Annotated in this window: 17 protein-coding genes; 11 read left to right on the top strand and 6 right to left on the bottom strand. The window is 73.2% G+C overall.

What is annotated here, in order from left to right; genetic code table 11:
• Nucleotides 1–2 precede the first annotated feature (2 nt).
• Nucleotides 3–917 carry an ABC transporter ATP-binding protein gene (locus tag IE99_RS0125360; protein WP_030175994.1) on the top strand — a complete coding sequence of 305 codons (915 nt, stop codon included), beginning with the start codon at nucleotides 3–5 and terminating at the stop codon, nucleotides 915–917.
• 7 nt (nucleotides 918–924) lie between these two features.
• Entirely contained in the window at nucleotides 925–1,896 is a 972-nt protein-coding gene (locus IE99_RS0125355) for an ABC transporter permease (RefSeq protein WP_030175991.1), read from the top strand.
• Nucleotides 1,897–1,962: 66 nt separating this feature from the next.
• Here the strand turns inward: IE99_RS0125355 and IE99_RS0125350 are convergent, their stop codons facing one another.
• The 3 genes from IE99_RS0125350 to IE99_RS0125340 form a co-directional block, all read right to left on the bottom strand.
• On the bottom strand, nucleotides 1,963–2,178 hold the full coding sequence (locus tag IE99_RS0125350; protein WP_030175988.1) for a DUF397 domain-containing protein: 216 nt from the start codon (nucleotides 2,176–2,178) through the stop codon (nucleotides 1,963–1,965).
• A 229-nt stretch (nucleotides 2,179–2,407) separates the two neighbouring features.
• Nucleotides 2,408–2,623, bottom strand: a complete 216-nt coding sequence (locus IE99_RS0125345; protein ID WP_030175985.1) for a DUF397 domain-containing protein — start codon at nucleotides 2,621–2,623, stop codon at nucleotides 2,408–2,410.
• Between the two features lie 39 nt (nucleotides 2,624–2,662).
• Complete coding sequence (locus tag IE99_RS0125340) at nucleotides 2,663–3,526, bottom strand: helix-turn-helix domain-containing protein (protein WP_030175982.1); 864 nt, start codon at nucleotides 3,524–3,526, stop codon at nucleotides 2,663–2,665.
• Nucleotides 3,527–3,683: 157 nt separating this feature from the next.
• On the opposite strand from IE99_RS0125340, the gene IE99_RS0125335 reads away from it, so the two are divergent.
• From IE99_RS0125335 to tsaD, 8 genes are all read left to right on the top strand, one after another.
• The gene (locus tag IE99_RS0125335) at nucleotides 3,684–5,153 is read left to right on the top strand and encodes a bifunctional ADP-dependent NAD(P)H-hydrate dehydratase/NAD(P)H-hydrate epimerase (RefSeq protein WP_030175979.1); all 1,470 of its coding nucleotides are present in this window, start codon (nucleotides 3,684–3,686) and stop codon (nucleotides 5,151–5,153) included.
• A gap of 369 nt (nucleotides 5,154–5,522) precedes the next feature.
• Nucleotides 5,523–6,647: an alanine racemase gene (gene alr / locus IE99_RS0125330; RefSeq protein ID WP_030175975.1), complete on the top strand. Its 1,125-nt coding sequence runs from the start codon at nucleotides 5,523–5,525 to the stop codon at nucleotides 6,645–6,647.
• 11 nt (nucleotides 6,648–6,658) lie between these two features.
• Nucleotides 6,659–7,774 carry an alpha/beta fold hydrolase gene (locus IE99_RS0125325; RefSeq protein ID WP_051713223.1) on the top strand — a complete coding sequence of 372 codons (1,116 nt, stop codon included), beginning with the start codon at nucleotides 6,659–6,661 and terminating at the stop codon, nucleotides 7,772–7,774.
• Nucleotides 7,775–7,779: 5 nt separating this feature from the next.
• Complete coding sequence (gene tsaE, locus IE99_RS0125320; RefSeq protein WP_030175971.1) at nucleotides 7,780–8,250, top strand: tRNA (adenosine(37)-N6)-threonylcarbamoyltransferase complex ATPase subunit type 1 TsaE; 471 nt, start codon at nucleotides 7,780–7,782, stop codon at nucleotides 8,248–8,250.
• A gap of 243 nt (nucleotides 8,251–8,493) precedes the next feature.
• Nucleotides 8,494–9,624, top strand: a complete 1,131-nt coding sequence (locus IE99_RS0125315) for a hypothetical protein (RefSeq protein WP_030175968.1) — start codon at nucleotides 8,494–8,496, stop codon at nucleotides 9,622–9,624.
• A 47-nt stretch (nucleotides 9,625–9,671) separates the two neighbouring features.
• Nucleotides 9,672–10,370 (top strand): tRNA (adenosine(37)-N6)-threonylcarbamoyltransferase complex dimerization subunit type 1 TsaB, encoded by a 699-nt coding sequence (gene tsaB, locus IE99_RS0125310; protein ID WP_030175965.1) that lies wholly within the window; start codon nucleotides 9,672–9,674, stop codon nucleotides 10,368–10,370.
• Nucleotides 10,371–10,390: 20 nt separating this feature from the next.
• On the top strand, nucleotides 10,391–10,861 hold the full coding sequence (gene rimI, locus IE99_RS0125305; RefSeq protein WP_030175962.1) for a ribosomal protein S18-alanine N-acetyltransferase: 471 nt from the start codon (nucleotides 10,391–10,393) through the stop codon (nucleotides 10,859–10,861).
• Nucleotides 10,858–11,895, top strand: coding sequence for a tRNA (adenosine(37)-N6)-threonylcarbamoyltransferase complex transferase subunit TsaD (tsaD, locus tag IE99_RS0125300; RefSeq protein ID WP_030175959.1), 1,038 nt, complete (start codon nucleotides 10,858–10,860; stop codon nucleotides 11,893–11,895). Before rimI ends, tsaD begins: the two co-directional genes overlap by 4 nt.
• Nucleotides 11,896–11,899: 4 nt before the next feature.
• On the opposite strand, the gene IE99_RS0125295 is transcribed toward tsaD, so the two are convergent.
• From IE99_RS0125295 to IE99_RS0125285, 3 genes are all read right to left on the bottom strand, one after another.
• The gene (locus IE99_RS0125295; protein ID WP_030175957.1) at nucleotides 11,900–12,883 is read right to left on the bottom strand and encodes a phosphotransferase family protein; all 984 of its coding nucleotides are present in this window, start codon (nucleotides 12,881–12,883) and stop codon (nucleotides 11,900–11,902) included.
• A 127-nt stretch (nucleotides 12,884–13,010) separates the two neighbouring features.
• Complete coding sequence (locus tag IE99_RS0125290) at nucleotides 13,011–14,606, bottom strand: apolipoprotein A1/A4/E domain-containing protein (RefSeq protein WP_030175954.1); 1,596 nt, start codon at nucleotides 14,604–14,606, stop codon at nucleotides 13,011–13,013.
• A 528-nt stretch (nucleotides 14,607–15,134) separates the two neighbouring features.
• Nucleotides 15,135–16,358: a class I SAM-dependent methyltransferase gene (locus IE99_RS0125285; RefSeq protein ID WP_030175951.1), complete on the bottom strand. Its 1,224-nt coding sequence runs from the start codon at nucleotides 16,356–16,358 to the stop codon at nucleotides 15,135–15,137.
• 266 nt (nucleotides 16,359–16,624) lie between these two features.
• On the opposite strand from IE99_RS0125285, the gene groES reads away from it, so the two are divergent.
• Nucleotides 16,625–16,933, top strand: coding sequence for a co-chaperone GroES (gene groES, locus IE99_RS0125280; protein WP_030175948.1), 309 nt, complete (start codon nucleotides 16,625–16,627; stop codon nucleotides 16,931–16,933).
• Nucleotides 16,934–16,947 lie beyond the last annotated feature (14 nt).

Here is a 16,947-nt window from a genome sequence, read left to right as displayed (position 1 = left end):
GTATGGACGGGCTCGGCGTCGAGGCGCACGGGGTGGCGCGCCGCTTCGGGATGGTCCAGGCCCTCGGCGGCCTTGACCTGACCGTCCCGTACGGGCAGGTCACCGCGCTCGTCGGGCCGAACGGCGCGGGCAAGACGACGCTGCTGCTCATCCTCGCGACCCTCCTCGGCCCCGACCACGGCGTCGTCCGGATCGCCGGGCACGACGTCCGGACGCATCCGCGCCTCGCGCGCGACGCGGTCGGCTACATGCCCGACACCCTCGGCGTGTACGACCAGCTCACCGTCGACGAGTACCTCGCGTTCTTCGCCGAGGCCCACGGCCTGCCGAAGGACGAGCGGCCGCGCCGGATCCGCGCGCTGCTGTCGCTCGTCCACCTCGACGAGCAGCTCGGGCAGCCCGTGCACGCCCTGTCGCGCGGACAGAAGCAGCGGCTCGGCGTGGCCCGCGCACTGGTGCACCGGCCCCGCGTCCTGCTGCTGGACGAACCCGCGTCCGGCCTCGACCCCCGCTCCCGCGTGGAACTGCGCGACCTGCTGCGGTCGCTGGCGGCGGAGGGCGTCGCGGTGCTCGTGTCCAGCCACATCCTCAGCGAACTGGAGGAGATCGCCGACCGGGTCGTCCTGGTCGACCGGGGCCGGACGGTCGGCGAGCACGCGATGGCGGACCTCGCGGCCGCGACCCGCAGCCGCTGGCGCGTCCGCTCCCTCGACCCCGGCCGGCTGATGGCCGCGCTCGCCGGACGCGCCGACGTCCAGCCGCTGCCCGGTGCCGCCGAGGTCGGCCCGCTCACCGAGGCGGAGGCCGCGGCGCTGCTCGCCGAGCTCGTCGCCGCGGGGGTGCCCGTCACCGGGCTGGCGCCCGCGTCCGGTGCCCTCGAATCCGTGTACCTGGCCATGACCGACGACCGGAGGTGAGCGGCCGATGACACCGCAGGGGATCGGGCTGGTGGCCCGGCAGGAGATCAGGACCCGGCTGCGCACCGGCCGCTGGAAGGCGCTGCTCGTCGTGTGGGCCGTGCTCGTGAACGGCCTCGCGATGATGTTCCGGCTCGCCCTGGAGATGGACGATCAAAGCGACTTCGGGCATTCCGGCGTTCCGATGTTCGGCGGGGTGCTGCTCGCCGTCCTCATCCTGACGCTGCTGGTCACGCCGGCGCTCGGCGCGCAGGCCATCAACGGGGAGCGGGAGCGGGGCACGCTCGCCGCGCTCCAGCTCACCCGCCTCCAGCCGGGCGACATCGTCCTCGGCAAGCTCCTCGCGGGCTGGGGGACCGGCCTGATCGTCCTGCTGCTGACGCTGCCCAGCCTGCTCCTGCCGGTCGCGGAGGGCGCGATCGGGATCGGCCGCGCCATCGTCGTCCTGCTGGTCACCGGCCTGCTGATCGGGGTGAGCTGCGCGCTGGCGCTCGGCTGGTCGGCGCTGCTCGCGCGCAGCATCACCGCGGTGCTGATGTCGTACCTGACCGTCTTCGGGCTGCTGGTCGGCACGCCCCTGCTGTTCACGATCGCGCTGCCGTTCACCGCCGCGCCGACCGGAAGCGGCTACGACCGCGACCACCCCGAGCGCGTGTGGTGGATGCTGGCGCCCAACCCGGTCGTCGTCCTGGCGGACGCGGCGCCGCGGCTGACCCGCCGCACCGTGCAGACGCCGCACGGCACGTTCACGGAGTCGCCGCCGAACGACCCGCTCGGCGGGATCAGCCGCGAGGTCCGCGACATCCGCGAGGGCGACAAGGGCTACATCGACCGGAACGACCGGGACGAGGACGCCGGCCCCGTCTGGCCGTACGGCCTCGCGTTCGACCTCGCGCTCGCGGGCGGCGCCCTGTGGCTTTCGGCCCGCCGCCTGCGCACGCCGATGTACCACGTGCCGCGCGGCGTCCGCGTGGCCTGAAACGGAACTCGGCGGGGGGCGAGGCCGGGTGTGCCGGGAACGGGGCGGACCGGCACACCCGGTGGTTCAGAGCAGCTCGAACCCGCCCGTCCTCACACCGGTGAGGAACGCGCGCCACTGCGCCGCGGAGAGAACGAGCACGGGCCCGCCCTCACCTCCGGTGCTGTCCCGGATCGCGACGGTCCGGCCTGGGAGCCCGGCGATTTCCACGCATGTCCCATTGGCGCCGCAGCTGGTGCTCTTACGCCAGCGGGCGGCCCGGAAATTCACTTCGGAGCGCATCCCACCTCCTACTCGGGGAATCTGAAGGGGTTGGCGCCGTTGCCGCCTACCTTCGTACCCGCTCCCGCGGAGATAAATGTGGTCGCGACCGGTCAGATAATTCTCTTCCTATAGTCCGATTATTTGAGATTCTCAAATCTGCTGTCGCGGACGCAACGGGCGCCCCCCGGATGACCTCTCTCCCCGGGGGACGCCCATGAATGCGATCCGTGCGGTGCGATCGTCCTTCTCAGGGAAGGTCCAGTCGACCCGACTTGATACGCTCCGTGAGGGCCCGCCACTCGCCCGTGGAGAACATCAGCACCGGACTGGCGTCGCCGTACTTGGCGTCGCGCGCGGCGATCGTCCCGGCGGTGTGGATCGCGGCGACCTCGACACAGGTGCCGTTGGCCGCGCAGCGGCTGCTCTTGCGCCAGGAGATCGCGCCGTCATCGTTGGAGAACACGTAAGGTCCTTTTGTGCCAGTGGATAGGTGACGGAAGTATTACTTCCAGATGCGGAGCGTTGCGGAGATAAGCTCGCGCGAGTCCTCGTGGGACAGTGCCGCCCGAGCGAGCGACTCGTAGGCGAGACGATACAGGTGAGTGGTCATCTCGTCTTCGAAATGGCTGACCGTTAAGCTCTCGGTGTGCACCATATCCGGGAAGATCACATCGTGCACGGGGGGGAATTCAAGCAACGTGAAAGATCCCTCCATGATAGGATGGTCGCCGTCAAGGCGAAGAATGCGCAGATGCACATTGTCACGTTGCGAAACGTCCAGCAAATGCCGCAACTGCGCACGCATCACCGCCGCGTCGCCCACCCTGCGGTGCAGGACCGACTCGTCCACCACGACCGAGAGGTCCGTCGGACGGTCCCCCATGAGGATCCGCTGCCGCCGCAGCCGCACCTCCACCCGCCGGTCGATCTCCCGGGGCGGCGTCGCGGAGATCGCGTTCCAGCCGAGGATCGTCGCCCGAGCGTAGTCATGGGTCTGCAGCAGGCCCGGCATGTTGTGGGACTCCCACTGCCGGATCGACCCGGCCTCCGCCTCCAGTGCGATGTAGGCGGGGTAGCCGCCCACGAGATCCCGGTACTCCTCCCACCAGCCGCGCTCGGCGGCGTCGTGGGCGAGCGCGATGATCTCGTCCCGGTGCGGGCCCGTCACCGCGTAGAGGTCGAGCAGCCGCCGCACATCGTTGATCTTGACTGCCGTCCGGGCGTTCTCGATCCGGCTCACCTTGGCCGTGGACCACTTGAGCTGGAAGGCCACGTCGTCGCCGGTGAGGTTGCCGCGCTCTCGGAGTCGCCGCAGCTCCGCCGCCAGCCTGCGCTGCCGGACCGAGGGACCTCGGGATGCGCTCATGCTGCGGCCTCTCCAGCCCAGAGATGACGACCGAACCGACCTGCTCGATTCTAACGGTCACTCAATTCCATCCATGCAACAGGCGGTGCAAGTTTCATACGCCGCGCGACGTTCGCGTGGCACCCTGGTGACCCGACCGGTGGGACAGGGGGCTCGGATGAGGTTCGCGCATGAGGTCGGGAAGGTGCGGGCGGCCGAAAGGGCGCTGATGGCGCGTGTTCCGGAGGGGACGCTCATGCAGCGCGCCGCCGCCGGGCTGGCGTCCGTGTGCGCCGGGCTGCTGCCGGCCGTGTACGGGGCGCGCGTCGTGCTCCTGGTCGGCGGGGGCGACAACGGGGGCGACGCCCTGCATGCGGGGGCGCGGCTGGCCCGGCGCGGCGCGCGGGTCACCGCCGTCCAGGCCGGGTCCTCGCCGCACCAGGGCGGTGCGGCGGCATTGCGGGCCGCCGGTGGCCGCTTCACGGACGAACACGACGACGTGATCGCCGCGGCCGACCTCATCATCGACGGGCTGACGGGCATCGGAGGGACGGGCGGCCTCCGCGAACCGCACGCCCGCCTCGCCGCGCTGGCGTCCGAGGCGCCGGGCATCGTCGTCGCGTGCGACCTGCCGAGCGGCGTGGACGCGAGCACCGGACGCGTCGACGGCGTCGCGGTGCGCGCCGACGTGACCGTCACCTTCGGCACCCACAAGCCCGGCCTTCTCATCGACCCCGGCGCGTCCCGCTGCGGCGCCGTCGAACTGGTCGACATCGGCCTGGGCGCCGACCTGCCCGACCCCGATGTGGTGGCCGCGCGCCCCGTGGACGTCCGGCCTCCCGAGCCCGGCCCGGAATCCGACAAGTACCGCCGGGGCGTGGCCGGCATCCTCGCGGGCGGGGACGAGTTCACCGGCGCGGCGGTCCTCTGCGCGGGCGGCGCGCTGAGGGGCGGTGCCGGGATGGTCCGCTTCGCGTCCGTCGCCCACCCGGTGGAGCTGGTCCGCCACCGCTGGCCGGAGGCCGTGACCACGGTGGCCGAGCGCGGTGAGGGCGGCAAGCTGCTCGAACGCGTCGGCCGGGTGCAGGCGTGGGTGGTGGGCCCCGGCCTCGGGACGGACGACGCCGCCGAGCGGCTCGTGGCGGCGGCCCTGTCCACAGACCTGCCCGTTCTCGTGGACGCCGACGGCCTGACGGTCCTGGCCCGCCGCCGCGACCTTCTGCGCCGGGCGGCCCCCACCGTCCTCACGCCCCACGCGGGGGAGTTGGCCCGCCTCATCGGCGCCGACCGCGAGGTGATCGAGGCCCGCCGCCTGGAGCATGTCCGCCGCGCCGCGACGGAACTGCAGGCGACCGTCCTTCTCAAGGGCTCCACGACGCTGATCGCCGAGGAGGACCGTCCCGTCCGCGTCAACCCGACCGGCACCCCCCGCCTGGCGACGGCCGGTACGGGCGACGTCCTGGCCGGCCTGATCGGCGCCCTGTTGGCGAACGGGATGCCCGCCCTGGACGCGGCCGCCGCCGGCGCCTACCTCCACGGCCTGGCCGCCCGCCTCGCCACCGCCCCGCACTTGGGAACAGGCGAAGCCCCGATCACCGCCGATGACGTTCTGGAAGCCCTCCCCGCCGCCTTCAGAACACTCCCGTGAACAGTGGCCACGACAGTGAAGCCCCGGCCACCCACCGTAGACACCCGCAAGGGTATGGACCGACCTCCGCACATTCCCGTGGGGTTGTGGACCCGATCGTGACCGCCCCAGCCGCCGCCTCAGCCGTCAACCGCCGGAACCGTCGCGATCGCGAGCGAAGCCAGGTTCGAGCGAAGCGAGAACCTGATCGCGCAGCGAGCCCTGGGCGAGTCGGAGCGATGCAGCGATCGCACCGCAGTGGCCGCCGAAGGAAGGCGCCCAGCGCCTGACGCCAAGACACTGCAACGAAACACAGCGATCGCGCGCAGTGCCCGCCGAAGGAGGGCGCTCTGCGCCCGACGCCGAGGGAACTGCAATAAATTTGAGCGTATGAGGGTTCCGGCGGAGGCGCGGGTCGATCTGGACGCCATCAGGGGAAATGTCGTCCTCCTGCGCGAGCGGGCGGGCGGAGCCGAGGTCATGGCCATGGTGAAGGCCGAGGCGTACGGGCACGGTCTGGTCGAGGCGGCGCGGGCGGCGCTGTCCGGTGGGGCGTCGTGGCTCGGGGTGGCGAAGCTCGCGGAGGCGCTGCGGCTCCGGGACGCGGGGGTCACGGCGCGGACGCTGGTGTGCCTTGGGGTGCCGGGCGAGGCGTACGGCGAGGCCGTCGCGCGGGACGTTGACCTGACGGCGGGCGCGGTGTGGCTCGTGGACGAGATCGCGGCGGCGGCGGAGCGGGCCGGGCGGGTCGCGCGGGTGCATCTGAAGGCCGATACCGGGATGAGCCGGGGCGGTGCGGGGGGCGGTGACTGGGCTCGGCTGGTGGACGCCGCTCTGAAGGCGGAGGCGGCCGGGCATCTACGGGTGGTGGGGGTGTACTCGCACTTCGCATGCGCGGACGAGCCGGGGCATCCCTCGATCGGGCGGCAGCTCGGCGCGTTCACGGAGATGGTCGCCCACGCGGAGCGGGCGGGCGCGCGGTTCGAGGTGCGGCACATGGCGAACTCGGCGGCGGCGCTGACGCTGCCGGAGGCGCGGTTCGACCTGGTGCGTCCGGGGATCGCCGTGTACGGCCTGTCGCCGGTGCCGGACCTCGGCACGTTCGGGCTGCGGCCCGCGATGACGCTCGTGGCCGGTCTCGCGCTGGTCAAGCGGGTCCCGGCGGGCAGTGGCGTGTCGTACGGGCACACGTATACGACCGAGCGGGAGACCACCCTCGCGGTGGTGCCCGCCGGGTACGGGGACGGGGTCCCCCGGCACGGGTCGAACCTGCTGGAGGTCCTGTCCGCGGGGCGGCGGCGCCGGATCGCCGGGCGCGTTTGCATGGACCAGTTCGTTGTCGACCTGGGGGACGACACCGCCGCCGCGGGTGACGAGGTCGTCCTGTTCGGGCCGGGGGACCGGGGGGAGCCGACCGCGCAGGAGTGGGCGGACGCCCTGGGCACGATCTCGTATGAGATCGTCACGCGAATCGGGTCCCGGGTGCCGAGGGCGTATCCGGGACGGGCGCTGTAGGGGGCGCGCACATGGACAGCAGGAGAAGGCGCAGGATCGGCATCGCCGGGGCGGTCGCGGGGATCGGCGCGGCGGGGGTCGGCGCGGCCGTCGGGGCGCGGCGCCTCGCCGTCGGGCGGGTCCGGCTGCGTCCGGATCCGGACGCGGCCGAGCCGTTCGGCGGGCTGCGCGGCCGGGAGTTGATCGTCCAGGCCGATGACGGGCTGCCGCTGCACGTCGAGGTGGACGGTCCGGACGACGCGCCGCTCACCGTCGTGTTCTGCCACGGCTACACGCTCAACCAGGATTCGTGGCACTACCAGCGGCGCGACCTTCAGGGCACGGCGCGCATGGTGTTCTGGGACCAGCGGAGCCATGGCCGGTCGGGCCGCAGCAAGCCGACGCACGCGACCATCGACCAGACCGGTGACGATCTCCTGGCGGTGCTGCGCGCGGCGGTCCCGCCGGACGCGACGGTCGTGCTCGCGGGGCATTCGATGGGCGGCATGTCGATCATGGCGTTCGCGGATAGGCACCCGGAGGTCTTCGCGCGGCAGGTCGCGGGGGTCGCGCTGATCAACACGTCGTGCGGGGATCTGGCGGAGATGACGCTGGGGCTGCCGCTGGTGCTGGCGAAGCTCGTCCGGCCGCTGGCGCCGGGGACGCTGCGGGGCCTCGGCCGCCGCGCCGAGTTCGTCGACCGGGCGCGGGGGATGGGGGCCGACCTCGCGTTCATCGTGACGAAGCGGATGGCGTTCGCGGACAGGTACGTCAGCCCGACGGTGGTCGGGTTCCTGGAGGAGATGATCCGGGCGACGCCGATCGACGTGATCGCGGAGTTCTATCCGGCGCTGGTCGCGCACGACCGGTCGGCGGCGCTCGATGTGATCGGGTCGGTGCCCGCGGTGGTGCTGTGCGGCGGCCGGGACCGGCTGACGCCGGCCGAGCACGGGCGGCGCATCGCGGAGGCGCTGCCGGACGCGGAGCTCGTGGAGGTGCAGGAGGCGGGGCACGTCCTGCCGCTGGAGTACCCGGGGGTGGTCACGGGCGGGCTGCGCCGGCTCATCGACCGGATCCGGCCGGAGCCGGCCGCGGGCGGGGGAGCCGCCGGGGGACGGAACGACGAGACTGAGGAGCGGAGCGCGTGAGCACGATGGTGACGGTGCCGACGGCGGCGGACATGCATGAGCTGGGCGTCCGGCTCGGGGGGCTGGTCCGGGCCGGGGACCTGCTGGTGCTCACCGGCGATCTCGGGGCGGGCAAGACGACGCTGACGCAGGGGATCGGCGCGGGCCTCGGGGTCCGCGGGCCGGTCACCTCGCCGACGTTCGTGATCGCGCGGGTGCATCCGCCGCTCGGGGACGGGCCGCCGCTGGTGCATGTGGACGCCTACCGGCTGGGCGGTTTCGCGGAACTGGACGACCTTGATCTGGACGCCTCGGTGGACGAATCGGTGACGATCGTGGAATGGGGCGAAGGGCTCGCGGAGGGCCTTGCCGACGACCGGCTGGAAGTGATCATTTCGCGCGGGGACGGGCCGGGAGAGGACCGCGAAGTAAGGATCGATGGGGTCGGTGATCGCTGGTCCGGCCTGCGGCTCGACCTGGCGCCGGGGCACCGCTGAGAGGGTTCGGCAAGCTCGGCCAATTTTCTGAAGTCCGATCGGACCACTTTGCCGGTTCATGTCGTACTCTTTGCCGGACGAACCTCGCCTACGCGACATATGAGAGTTTCCGAATAGCAGGAGTGGGATCCGTTGAGTGGTGGCCACCGCGGCGATAGCGACCGCACGGACGGCTACCGCGGTTCGGGCGGTGGGCACGGCGCCGGAGGCGACGGTTACCGGTCGGACGGCGGTGGATACGGCATGGGCGACAGAGAGTACGGCCCGCATGCCCAGGCCCGGCCGGGCGACCGGTGGTCCGGTCGCCGGGCGGGCGGGAACCCGGCGGGCGGCGGCTACCGGACGGGCTCGGGCGACTACCGCACGGGAAGCGGCGACTACCGCACCGGCTCCGGCGACTACCGTGCGGCCGGCGGGCAGTACGGCGGCGACAGCGGGCGCTACACCGCCGGCGGCCAGTACGGCGCGGGCAGCGGGCGCTACCGCGCGGGCAGCGGCGAGTACGGCGAGGGCAGCGGACGCTACCCGGCGGGCAGCGGCGAGTACGGCGAGGGCAGCGGACGCTACCCGTCCGGCGGCGGCTCCCGTACCGGCGGCTACCGCTCCGGCAGCGGCGAGTACCGCTCGGGCGGCCACCGGGCGAGCGGCCCCGGCTACCGGACGGGCAGCCACCGCGTCGTCCGCGAGCGCGGCTCGGGCCGGCGCCTCGGCATCACGCTCGCCGGGGTCGGCGCCGGGATCGTCGTCTGCGTGCTCGCCGTGTTCGCGATCATGCAGGGCTCGGGGGTCGGCGGCGACGAGGGCAGCGGCCAGGTCGTGGGCAGCGGCGCGTCCGAGAACGCGCCGACCGCGACCGGCGAGCGCACCGGCGTGCCGGACGCCTGCACGGTCGTCAGGGACGACCTCGCGAACCGCCTCGTGCCGAGCGGCGAGCGCAACCCGGGCGACAACTACCAGAGCAGCGACCGGCAGACGCAGTGCGTGTGGGGCGTCTACGCGGGCAGCAGCAAGCGCCAGCTGACCGTCGAGATCCGCGCGATCGCCGGGGGGAGCGACAGCACCCCGACGGAGGCGGCGCGCACCATGTACGCCTCCGAGCAGAAGGCGGACGAGTCCGGCAAGGTGCTGCTGCCCGGCCAGAGGCTCGCGCAGAAGACGCGCCTCACCGGCGTCGGCGACGAGGGCTACGCGGTCTACAGCGTGGACGACCGGCAGGACTCCGGCGAGGCCATCGCGAACATCCGGGACGGCAACGTCCTGGTGACGATCCACTACTCGGGCGGCGACAAGAAGCAGCCCCTGTCGGCCAAGAGCGCCGTCGACGGCGCCGTCGAGACCGGCAAGGCCGTCCTGGAGAACCTCGGGACCTCCTGATCCGGGGACGCCCGGCGCACGGCGGTTCTGCACTACGCTCTTAATCCGTGCTGGTCTTGGCTTTCGACACCGCGACCGCCGCGGTCACCGTGGCGCTGTACGAGTGGATCCCCGGCGAGGGCGCGCGGCGCCGCGCCGCGGCCGAGGCCGCCGACCGGCGGCACACCGAGCTGCTCACGCCCTCCATCGCCCGGGTGCTGGCGGAGGCGGGCGCCGCGCCGGACGACCTCAGCGCGATCGCCGTCGGGGTCGGCCCCGGCCCCTACACGGGGCTGCGGGTCGGGCTCGTGACGGCGCGCGCGATGGGCGAGGCGCTGAGCATCCCGGTCCACGGGGTCTGCACGCTGGACGCGATCGCCTGGGCGAGCGCCCGGACGGAGCCGTTCGCCGTCGCGACGGACGCCCGCCGCAAGGAGGTCTACTGGGCGCGGTACGCGTCGTCCGCCGTGCGCGCCACCGAGCCCGCCGTCGGCCCCGCGGCCGATGTGCTGGACGGGGCGCCGGAGGGCCTGCCCGTCATCGGCGAGGGCGCGGCCCTGTACGCCGGGGTCCTCGGCGGGATGGACCACGAGCCGCTGATGCCGTCGGCGACGGCGCTCGCCGAGCTGGCCATCGCCCGGCTGTCCGGCGGCCCCGGCCCCGAGCTGCTCCCGCCCGAGCCGCTCTACCTGCGCCGTCCCGACGCGAAGGAGCCCGGCCCCCGCAAGAGGGTCACGGCGTCCCGGTGGGAAGTGACGCGCCCGTGAGCGAGGCCGTCCTGCGGCCGATGGCGGACGCCGACCTGCCGGCCGTCCAGCGGCTGGAGAAGGAGCTCTTCCCCGAGGACGCGTGGAGCGAGGCCATGTTCCTGGAGGAGCTGGCCGGATGCCCCGCCACCCGCCACTACGTCGTCGCGCAGGACCCGGACGGACGGCTGGTCGGGTACGCGGGCCTCGCCGCGGTGGCCGGCCAGGCCGACGTGCAGACCATCGGGGTGGGCACCGCCCGCCGCCGCTCCGGGATCGGCGCGGCCCTGCTGACCGAGCTGCTGGACGAGGCCGCCCGGCGCGGCTGCGAGGCCGTGTTCCTGGAGGTCCGCGCCGACAACGCCGCCGCGCACCGCCTGTACGAGCGGTTCGGGTTCGTGCGGGTCGGGGTCCGCAAGCGCTACTACCAGCCCGCGAACGTCGACGCGATCGTGATGCGCCGCGAGCTCCGGCGGCGTCCGGCGGCGGGCTTCACCAGGGGGAACCAGTGATCCGTGACAGTGCGCCGCTCGTCCTCGGCATCGAGACGTCCTGTGACGAGACCGGCGTCGGCATCGTCCGGGGCCACACGCTGCTGGCCGACGCGATCGCCTCCAGCGTCGACCAGCACGCCCGCTTCGGCGGCGTCGTGCCGGAGGTCGCGTCCCGCGCGCATCTTGAGGCGATGACCGCGACCGTCGACCGGGCGCTCGCGGAGGCGGGCGTGGCGCTCCGGGACGTCGACGCGTTCGCGGTGACGGCCGGTCCGGGCCTGCCGGGCGCGCTGATGGTCGGCGTGGCCGCCGCGAAGGCGTACGCGCTGGCGCTCGGAAAGCCGCTGTACGGGGTGAACCACCTGGCCGCGCACGTCTGCGTCGACCAGTTGGAGCACGGCCCGCTGCCCAAGCCCTGCGTCGCGCTGCTGGTGTCGGGCGGGCACTCGTCGCTGCTGCTCGTCCCGGACGTGGCGTCCGACGTCCGGTCCCTCGGCGGCACCGTGGACGACGCGGCCGGCGAGGCGTTCGACAAGGTCGCGCGGGTCCTCGACCTGGGCTTCCCGGGCGGCCCGGTGATCGACCGGATGGCCCGCGACGGCGATCCGGCCGCGATCCCGTTCCCGCGCGGCAAGTACAACGACGGCACCTACGACTTCTCGTTCTCCGGCCTCAAGACGGCCGTCGCGCGCTGGGTCGAGGCGAGGGAGCGGGCCGGCGAGCCGGTCCCCGTCGCGGACGTGTCGGCGTCGTTCCAGGAGGCCGTCGTGGACGTCCTCACGCGGAAGGCGCTGAAGGTCTGCAAGGACAACGGCGTCCGCGACCTGCTGATCGGCGGCGGTGTCGCGGCGAACTCGCGGCTGCGGGCCCTCGCCGCGGAGCGCTGCGAGGCCGCCGGGGTCCGGCTGCGGGTGCCGCGCCCGAAGCTGTGCACCGACAACGGCGCGATGGTCGCGGCCCTCGGCGCGGAGCTGGTCGCCTCCGGCCTGGCCCCCTCCGGCCTGGACGTCCCCGCCGACTCGAGCCTTCCGATCCAGACCGTCGCGCTGTAGGGCGCTAGCCCCGCAGTTCGGCGAGCAGGGCGGCCAGGTAGGTCTCCAGGGCGGGCACGGCCGCCTCGCCGATGACCCGGTCGTCGTCCTCCGGGAGCAGGTCGAGGACGGTCAGGACGTCCCAGTACGGGTCGTGCCGGTGCCCGCCCGACACCTGGTCGAACGACGCGCGGAACCGGTCGGCGACCTCCGGGCCGTAGCGGAGCGCGAGGCCGAGGCGCATGCACGCCACGTCGATCGCGACCGGGCCGGACGACGCGTCCGACCAGTCGACCACGCCCGTCAGGCGCCCGTACCCCCACAGCGTGTTGTCGGGGTGGTAGTCGCGGTGGATGAACCGGGCCGGGGCGGCGGGCGCGGGCCGCGCGGTCGCCTCGAACGCGCGCTCCCACAGCTCCGGGCGCAGGGCGTGCTTGGGCGCGAGGCGCGTGTCCCGCCGGTTGTGCGGGACGTACGGCGGCATGGTGCCCGTGCCGTTCAGGGCGTGCACGGCCAGCAGCGCCGCGGCCAGCTGGATGATGTACTCGTCGAGGTCGCCGGGCGCGGGGCGCGGGGCGTGGCCGGGCAGCCGGGTGATGAGCAGCGCCGGGGCGTCGCAGTGCGCGCCCGCCGGGTCGGCGGCGACGAGCGCGGGCGTGGGGATCTCGCAGCCCGCGAGGAGCGCGAGCGCGGCGATCTCCCGCTCGGGGGAGAACTCGGCGTCGCCGTGGAAGCCGTGCCGGCGGGTGGTGTCGGGGCCGCGCCCGGCGCCCGTCTCGGGGCCGGGGCCCCTGGCCGTCCAGCGGCGCAGCACCAGCGGATGCGGCGTCCCGGACGCGGTCTCCACGAGCAGTTCGTGGTTGGCGTGCGCGGAGCCGCCCGGCAGGGCCCGCACCATCCGCACCTCGGCGCCGCGCCCGAAACACGCCGCGACCCAGCGGAGGGTGGCGTCGCCGGGTGGGGCGCTGAGCGGTGGAGCGGCTGCCGAGGTATGGGTCACGAGATCCATGTAAACGGATTCCGAAGGGTATCGGGAGTGATTTCGTAGAGGCGGACCGTAACGAATCGCATGTCATGGGGGGTGGGGCCGTGCTTGCGGCCCCACCCGCGGCATGCCGCCCGCCGGGTGGGCGGGGTCAGTCCTTGCCGTCCCGGCGCGGCCGCAGCAGCGCCTCGGCGAGCGCCAGCATCGTCTCCTCCAGCGTGGACAGCCGCTTCAGCACGTCCTCGTGCACCGCGGTGACCTGGCGGGAGACGTCCTCGCTGACGCCGTCGACGCGGCGGCCGAGCTCGCGCTGCACGTCCGCGAAGCGCTTGCCCAGGTCGGCCTGGACGCCGCCGACCTGCCGGGTGACCTCGTCCTGGACGCCGTCGACCCGCCGGGCGAACTCGTCGTGCGCTCCGCCGACCTGCCGGAGGACGTCCTCCTGGAGGTTGCCGACCTGCTTGGTGACGCTCTCCTGGAGGTTGCCGACCTGCCGGCTGACGTCCTCGTGGATGTCGCCGATGCGGCGGCCGAACTCGTCCTGGACGCCGCCGACCTGGCGGGTCATCTCGCCGTGCACGGACTCGACGCGCCGCGACACGATGTCGATCTGCGCGGTGAACTCGTCCAGCGCGCCGTCGACGCGCTTGGTGACGCCGTCGTGGATGCCCTCGATGCGCTTACGGACGTCGTCGTGGACGTCCTCGAAGCGGCGGGAGAACTCGTCCATCCGCTTGGCGACGTCGCTGTAGGCCGTCTCGGTGATCTCCGACAGCGTCGCGCGGACCTCGGCGCGGTCCGGCCGGGCGCGCAGCTCGTGGATGAGCGGGTCGACCGCCTCGGCGAGGTACTTCTCCAGCGCGTCGAACCGGTCGCCGTTGTCGATGGGCCGCTGCAGCAGCTCGGCCAGCAGCCGGTGCAGCTCGGCCATCTCGAGGGTGTCGGGCAGCCGCGCGACGTGCTCGGCGACCGCCTCGACGTGGCCCTCCAGGCCCTCGAACCGGCCGTCGACGCCCTTCAGCTTGCCCGACAGCCCTTCCAGGCGGCCGTCGATGCCGTCGAGCCGGCCGCTGACGCCCTCGACCCGGCCGCCGACCGCGTCGAGGCCCTGGTCCATGCGTTCGGCGAACTCGCCGAGGGACTGGTCGACCCGGGTGGTGACGCCGTTGATGGAGTGCTCGAGCCGCTCGGAGCGGTGGCCGAGTTCGGCGAGCGACTTGTCGAGCCGGTTGAAGCGGACGGACGCGGCCTCCATGCTGCCCTGGAGCTTGTCGAGCCGCTTGGTCATCTCGTCCATGCGCTGCGCGGCCGCCTGGGTGGCGTCGGCGATGTGCTGGGCGGAGTCGAGGACCGCCTGGAGGCGGTTCAGCCCCTCGTCGACGTTCTCGGAGACGACGCCGACGTCGGCCCACAGCGCGGGCAGCTCGGCGACGGGCTTGACCCGCTCGCCGAACAGCTCGATGTGCTGGGCCATCCCCGCGGCCCATTCGGGCGGGCGCTTGCTCGACAGCGCGTCGACCTGGCCGCGCACGTCCTCGAGCTGCCCGGTCAGGCCGGTGAGCTCGCGCTCGCGGACCTCCCGGAGGAGCCACTCCATGCCTTCCAGCCGCTGCCGTATCTCGTCGAGCACCTGACTCTGCGAGCGCTGTTCGTAGACATGGTCCTGCGCCGCACGGGCGAGCAACTCCCGCATCCGATCCGAGACCGGTTGACCTCCCGTCTGCAGGAAGTTGTGATTCGTTTCCACCCGATGCTCCTTCGTGTGCCGACGCGGCGAAATAGCGACCGGCGATGAATCGTGAAGTCGTCACTGTAGTGCGTGTCAGGCGTTACGAAAACGGGTAATGGAGAACATCGCGGGTTCTGTGGAATGCGCCTGTTACCCGGTTATACGGCAATCGAGTAATTGTGCCGGTATCGTCCGTTCTAGACGTCAGGCGACGGCGCCGGACGGGCCGGAGAGTGTCCGTATATGCCCTACGAAATCCGACCTTCTCGCCCAGTGTGAGGCTCCATCAGGGCGGTCGTCCGAGGGCGTGAGGTAATGTCGGACCGATCATTCAGGGGCGCATCCGCATCCGACACTGAACCTATCTTGGCGTGCGGCCGCCCGTTGATCTCGCGGCCCCGCCCGGCGCACCGGGCGATGGATTTACCGCCCGTTCCCGCCCGCCGACGCAAGAATGCCGGAACGCGACGATGCTTTACCTTCCCGTGGCGTGTCCGGGGGTGGCGCTTTGTGGAACTCGGGAGCCGGGGAGATCTTTGGGCAGGATCATCCGGAAAGGGGCCGCGGCCGGGCCAGCAGCGCGACCGGATCGCGCCCCACGCGGGTGACCACGACGGTCAGCGCGCCGTCCCCGAACCCCGGCCGCCGGCCGCCGAACCCCAGGTCGCGCCGCAGCTTCTCGACGTCCACGGCCGAACCGCGCTTCTTCACCGTCAGAACGCCGATCTCCCGGCGCCGCAGCTCCGCGCGCAGCCGCTTGACCGAGAACGGCAGGACGTCCTCGATCTCGTACGCCGCGGCGAACGGCGTGCGCCGCAGCTCGTCCGAGGTGACGTACGCGATCCGCGGGTCGGCGAGACCGCCGCCGACGAGCGCCGCGACCTCCGCGACGAGATGCGCGCGGACGACCGCCCCGTCCGGCTCGTACAGGTACCGCCCCCAGGGGCGGACGTCCGGGTCGCCCAGCCCCCCGGGCGTCAGCGTCCGCACCTCGGGATCGTCTCCGGACGAGAGGAGCGTGGCCCGCCGCTCCACCTCCCCGGCGAGACCGCCCAGCCAGAGCGCGGCCTCCTTCACCTCGCCGCCGACCGAGATCCACTCCGCCTCGGCCCCCTCCGGGACGGCCTCGTGCGGGATGCCGGGCGCGACCTTCACGCACGCCGCGGGGACCCGTCCGGTCATGGCGAGGACGGTGTCCAGCGGCGGCTCGTAGGAGCGCGGATCGAACACGCGCCCCCGCGCGGTGCGCCGCCCCGGATCGGCGAAGACCGCCCCGAACCCGGACGGATCCTCGTCCGCCGCGTCGCCCACCCGCACGGACGCGACCCCGTCCAGCCCGAACACCGCCAGGTTCGCGCGCGCCACCTCCGCCGTCAGCGGGTCCCGCTCGACGCCCTCGCCCGCCAGGCCCGCCCGAGCCCGCGCCAGCAGGTCCGACCCGATGCCGCAGCCCGGCTCCAGCACCCGCGCCCCCGGCGCCCGTTCGGCGAACCGGCGGGCGCGGTACGCGGCCACGGCCGCCCGCGTCGACTGCTCGAGACCCGCCCGCGTGAAGTACATCCGCTCGGCGTCGTGACCGAATTTGGCCCGGCCGCGCTCGCGCAGCCGCACCTGGGTGAGCGCCGCCGCGACGAGCCGCGGATCGTGCCGCTCCCGGAGCCGGGACGCGGTGCCGATCAGCCCGTCCCGGCCGGTGTCCGCGGCGGCCGCCGCGGCGAGAAGTTCCTGGCCGGCGGGCGTCAGCAGGCGCAGGAACGACGCGATGTCCATAGGCTGGAAGGTAGCGGCCCGGGAAATGGGGACGGGCCGTCCGGCGGCCCGGCCGCGACGCGTCCGCGGCGGTGCCGTGTCCGTGTTGACGGCGTGCCAGGCGCGGCATAGTGTCCACTACTGGCACTCTCCACGGTAGAGTGCCAATCAGCGACAAGGTCGGTCTGGCACCCGCGACGGCAGGCCGGTCCAGGGTCGCCTCTTCTGCCAAAGTGCCGGTCGGTCAGCCATGGCCGACCGAGACCGATCGAAGGGGAGGTCAGATCGTGACGACCGCCACCAAGGTTGTTCTCAAGCCGCTCGAGGACCGCATCGTCGTCCAGCCGCTTGAGGCCGAGACCACCACCGCGTCGGGGCTCGTGATCCCCGACACCGCCAAGGAGAAGCCCCAGGAAGGCACCGTCGTCGCCGTTGGCCCCGGCCGCGTCGACGACAAGGGCGAGCGCATCCCCGTCGACGTGAAGGTCGGCGAGGTCGTGCTCTACAGCAAGTACGGCGGCACCGAGGTCAAGTACAACGGCGAGGAGTACCTCGTCCTCTCGGCGCGCGACGTCCTCGCGGTCATCGAGAAGTAATCACCGAGACGTGA

The sequence above is a fragment of the Spirillospora albida genome (assembly GCF_000718255.1).
In the GTDB taxonomy this organism is placed as follows: domain Bacteria; phylum Actinomycetota; class Actinomycetes; order Streptosporangiales; family Streptosporangiaceae; genus Spirillospora; species Spirillospora albida.
The sequence above is the reverse complement of the archived record's forward strand: the minus strand, read 5'-3'. Positions and strand labels throughout refer to the sequence as shown.

Bases quoted from the DNA above. Each gene is read 5' to 3' on its own strand.
- IE99_RS0125360 (WP_030175994.1), top strand. From the start codon at position 3: ATGGACGGGCTCGGCGTCGAGGCGCACGGGGTGGCGCGCCGCTTCGGG.
- IE99_RS0125355 (WP_030175991.1), top strand. From the start codon at position 925: ATGACACCGCAGGGGATCGGGCTGGTGGCCCGGCAGGAGATCAGGACC.
- IE99_RS0125350 (WP_030175988.1), bottom strand. From the start codon at position 2,178: ATGCGCTCCGAAGTGAATTTCCGGGCCGCCCGCTGGCGTAAGAGCACC.
- IE99_RS0125340 (WP_030175982.1), bottom strand. From the start codon at position 3,526: ATGAGCGCATCCCGAGGTCCCTCGGTCCGGCAGCGCAGGCTGGCGGCG.
- IE99_RS0125335 (WP_030175979.1), top strand. From the start codon at position 3,684: ATGAGGTTCGCGCATGAGGTCGGGAAGGTGCGGGCGGCCGAAAGGGCG.
- alr (WP_030175975.1), top strand. From the start codon at position 5,523: ATGAGGGTTCCGGCGGAGGCGCGGGTCGATCTGGACGCCATCAGGGGA.
- IE99_RS0125325 (WP_051713223.1), top strand. From the start codon at position 6,659: ATGGACAGCAGGAGAAGGCGCAGGATCGGCATCGCCGGGGCGGTCGCG.
- tsaE (WP_030175971.1), top strand. From the start codon at position 7,780: ATGGTGACGGTGCCGACGGCGGCGGACATGCATGAGCTGGGCGTCCGG.
- IE99_RS0125315 (WP_030175968.1), top strand. From the start codon at position 8,494: ATGGGCGACAGAGAGTACGGCCCGCATGCCCAGGCCCGGCCGGGCGAC.
- rimI (WP_030175962.1), top strand. From the start codon at position 10,391: ATGGCGGACGCCGACCTGCCGGCCGTCCAGCGGCTGGAGAAGGAGCTC.
- IE99_RS0125295 (WP_030175957.1), bottom strand. From the start codon at position 12,883: ATGGATCTCGTGACCCATACCTCGGCAGCCGCTCCACCGCTCAGCGCC.
- IE99_RS0125285 (WP_030175951.1), bottom strand. From the start codon at position 16,358: ATGGACATCGCGTCGTTCCTGCGCCTGCTGACGCCCGCCGGCCAGGAA.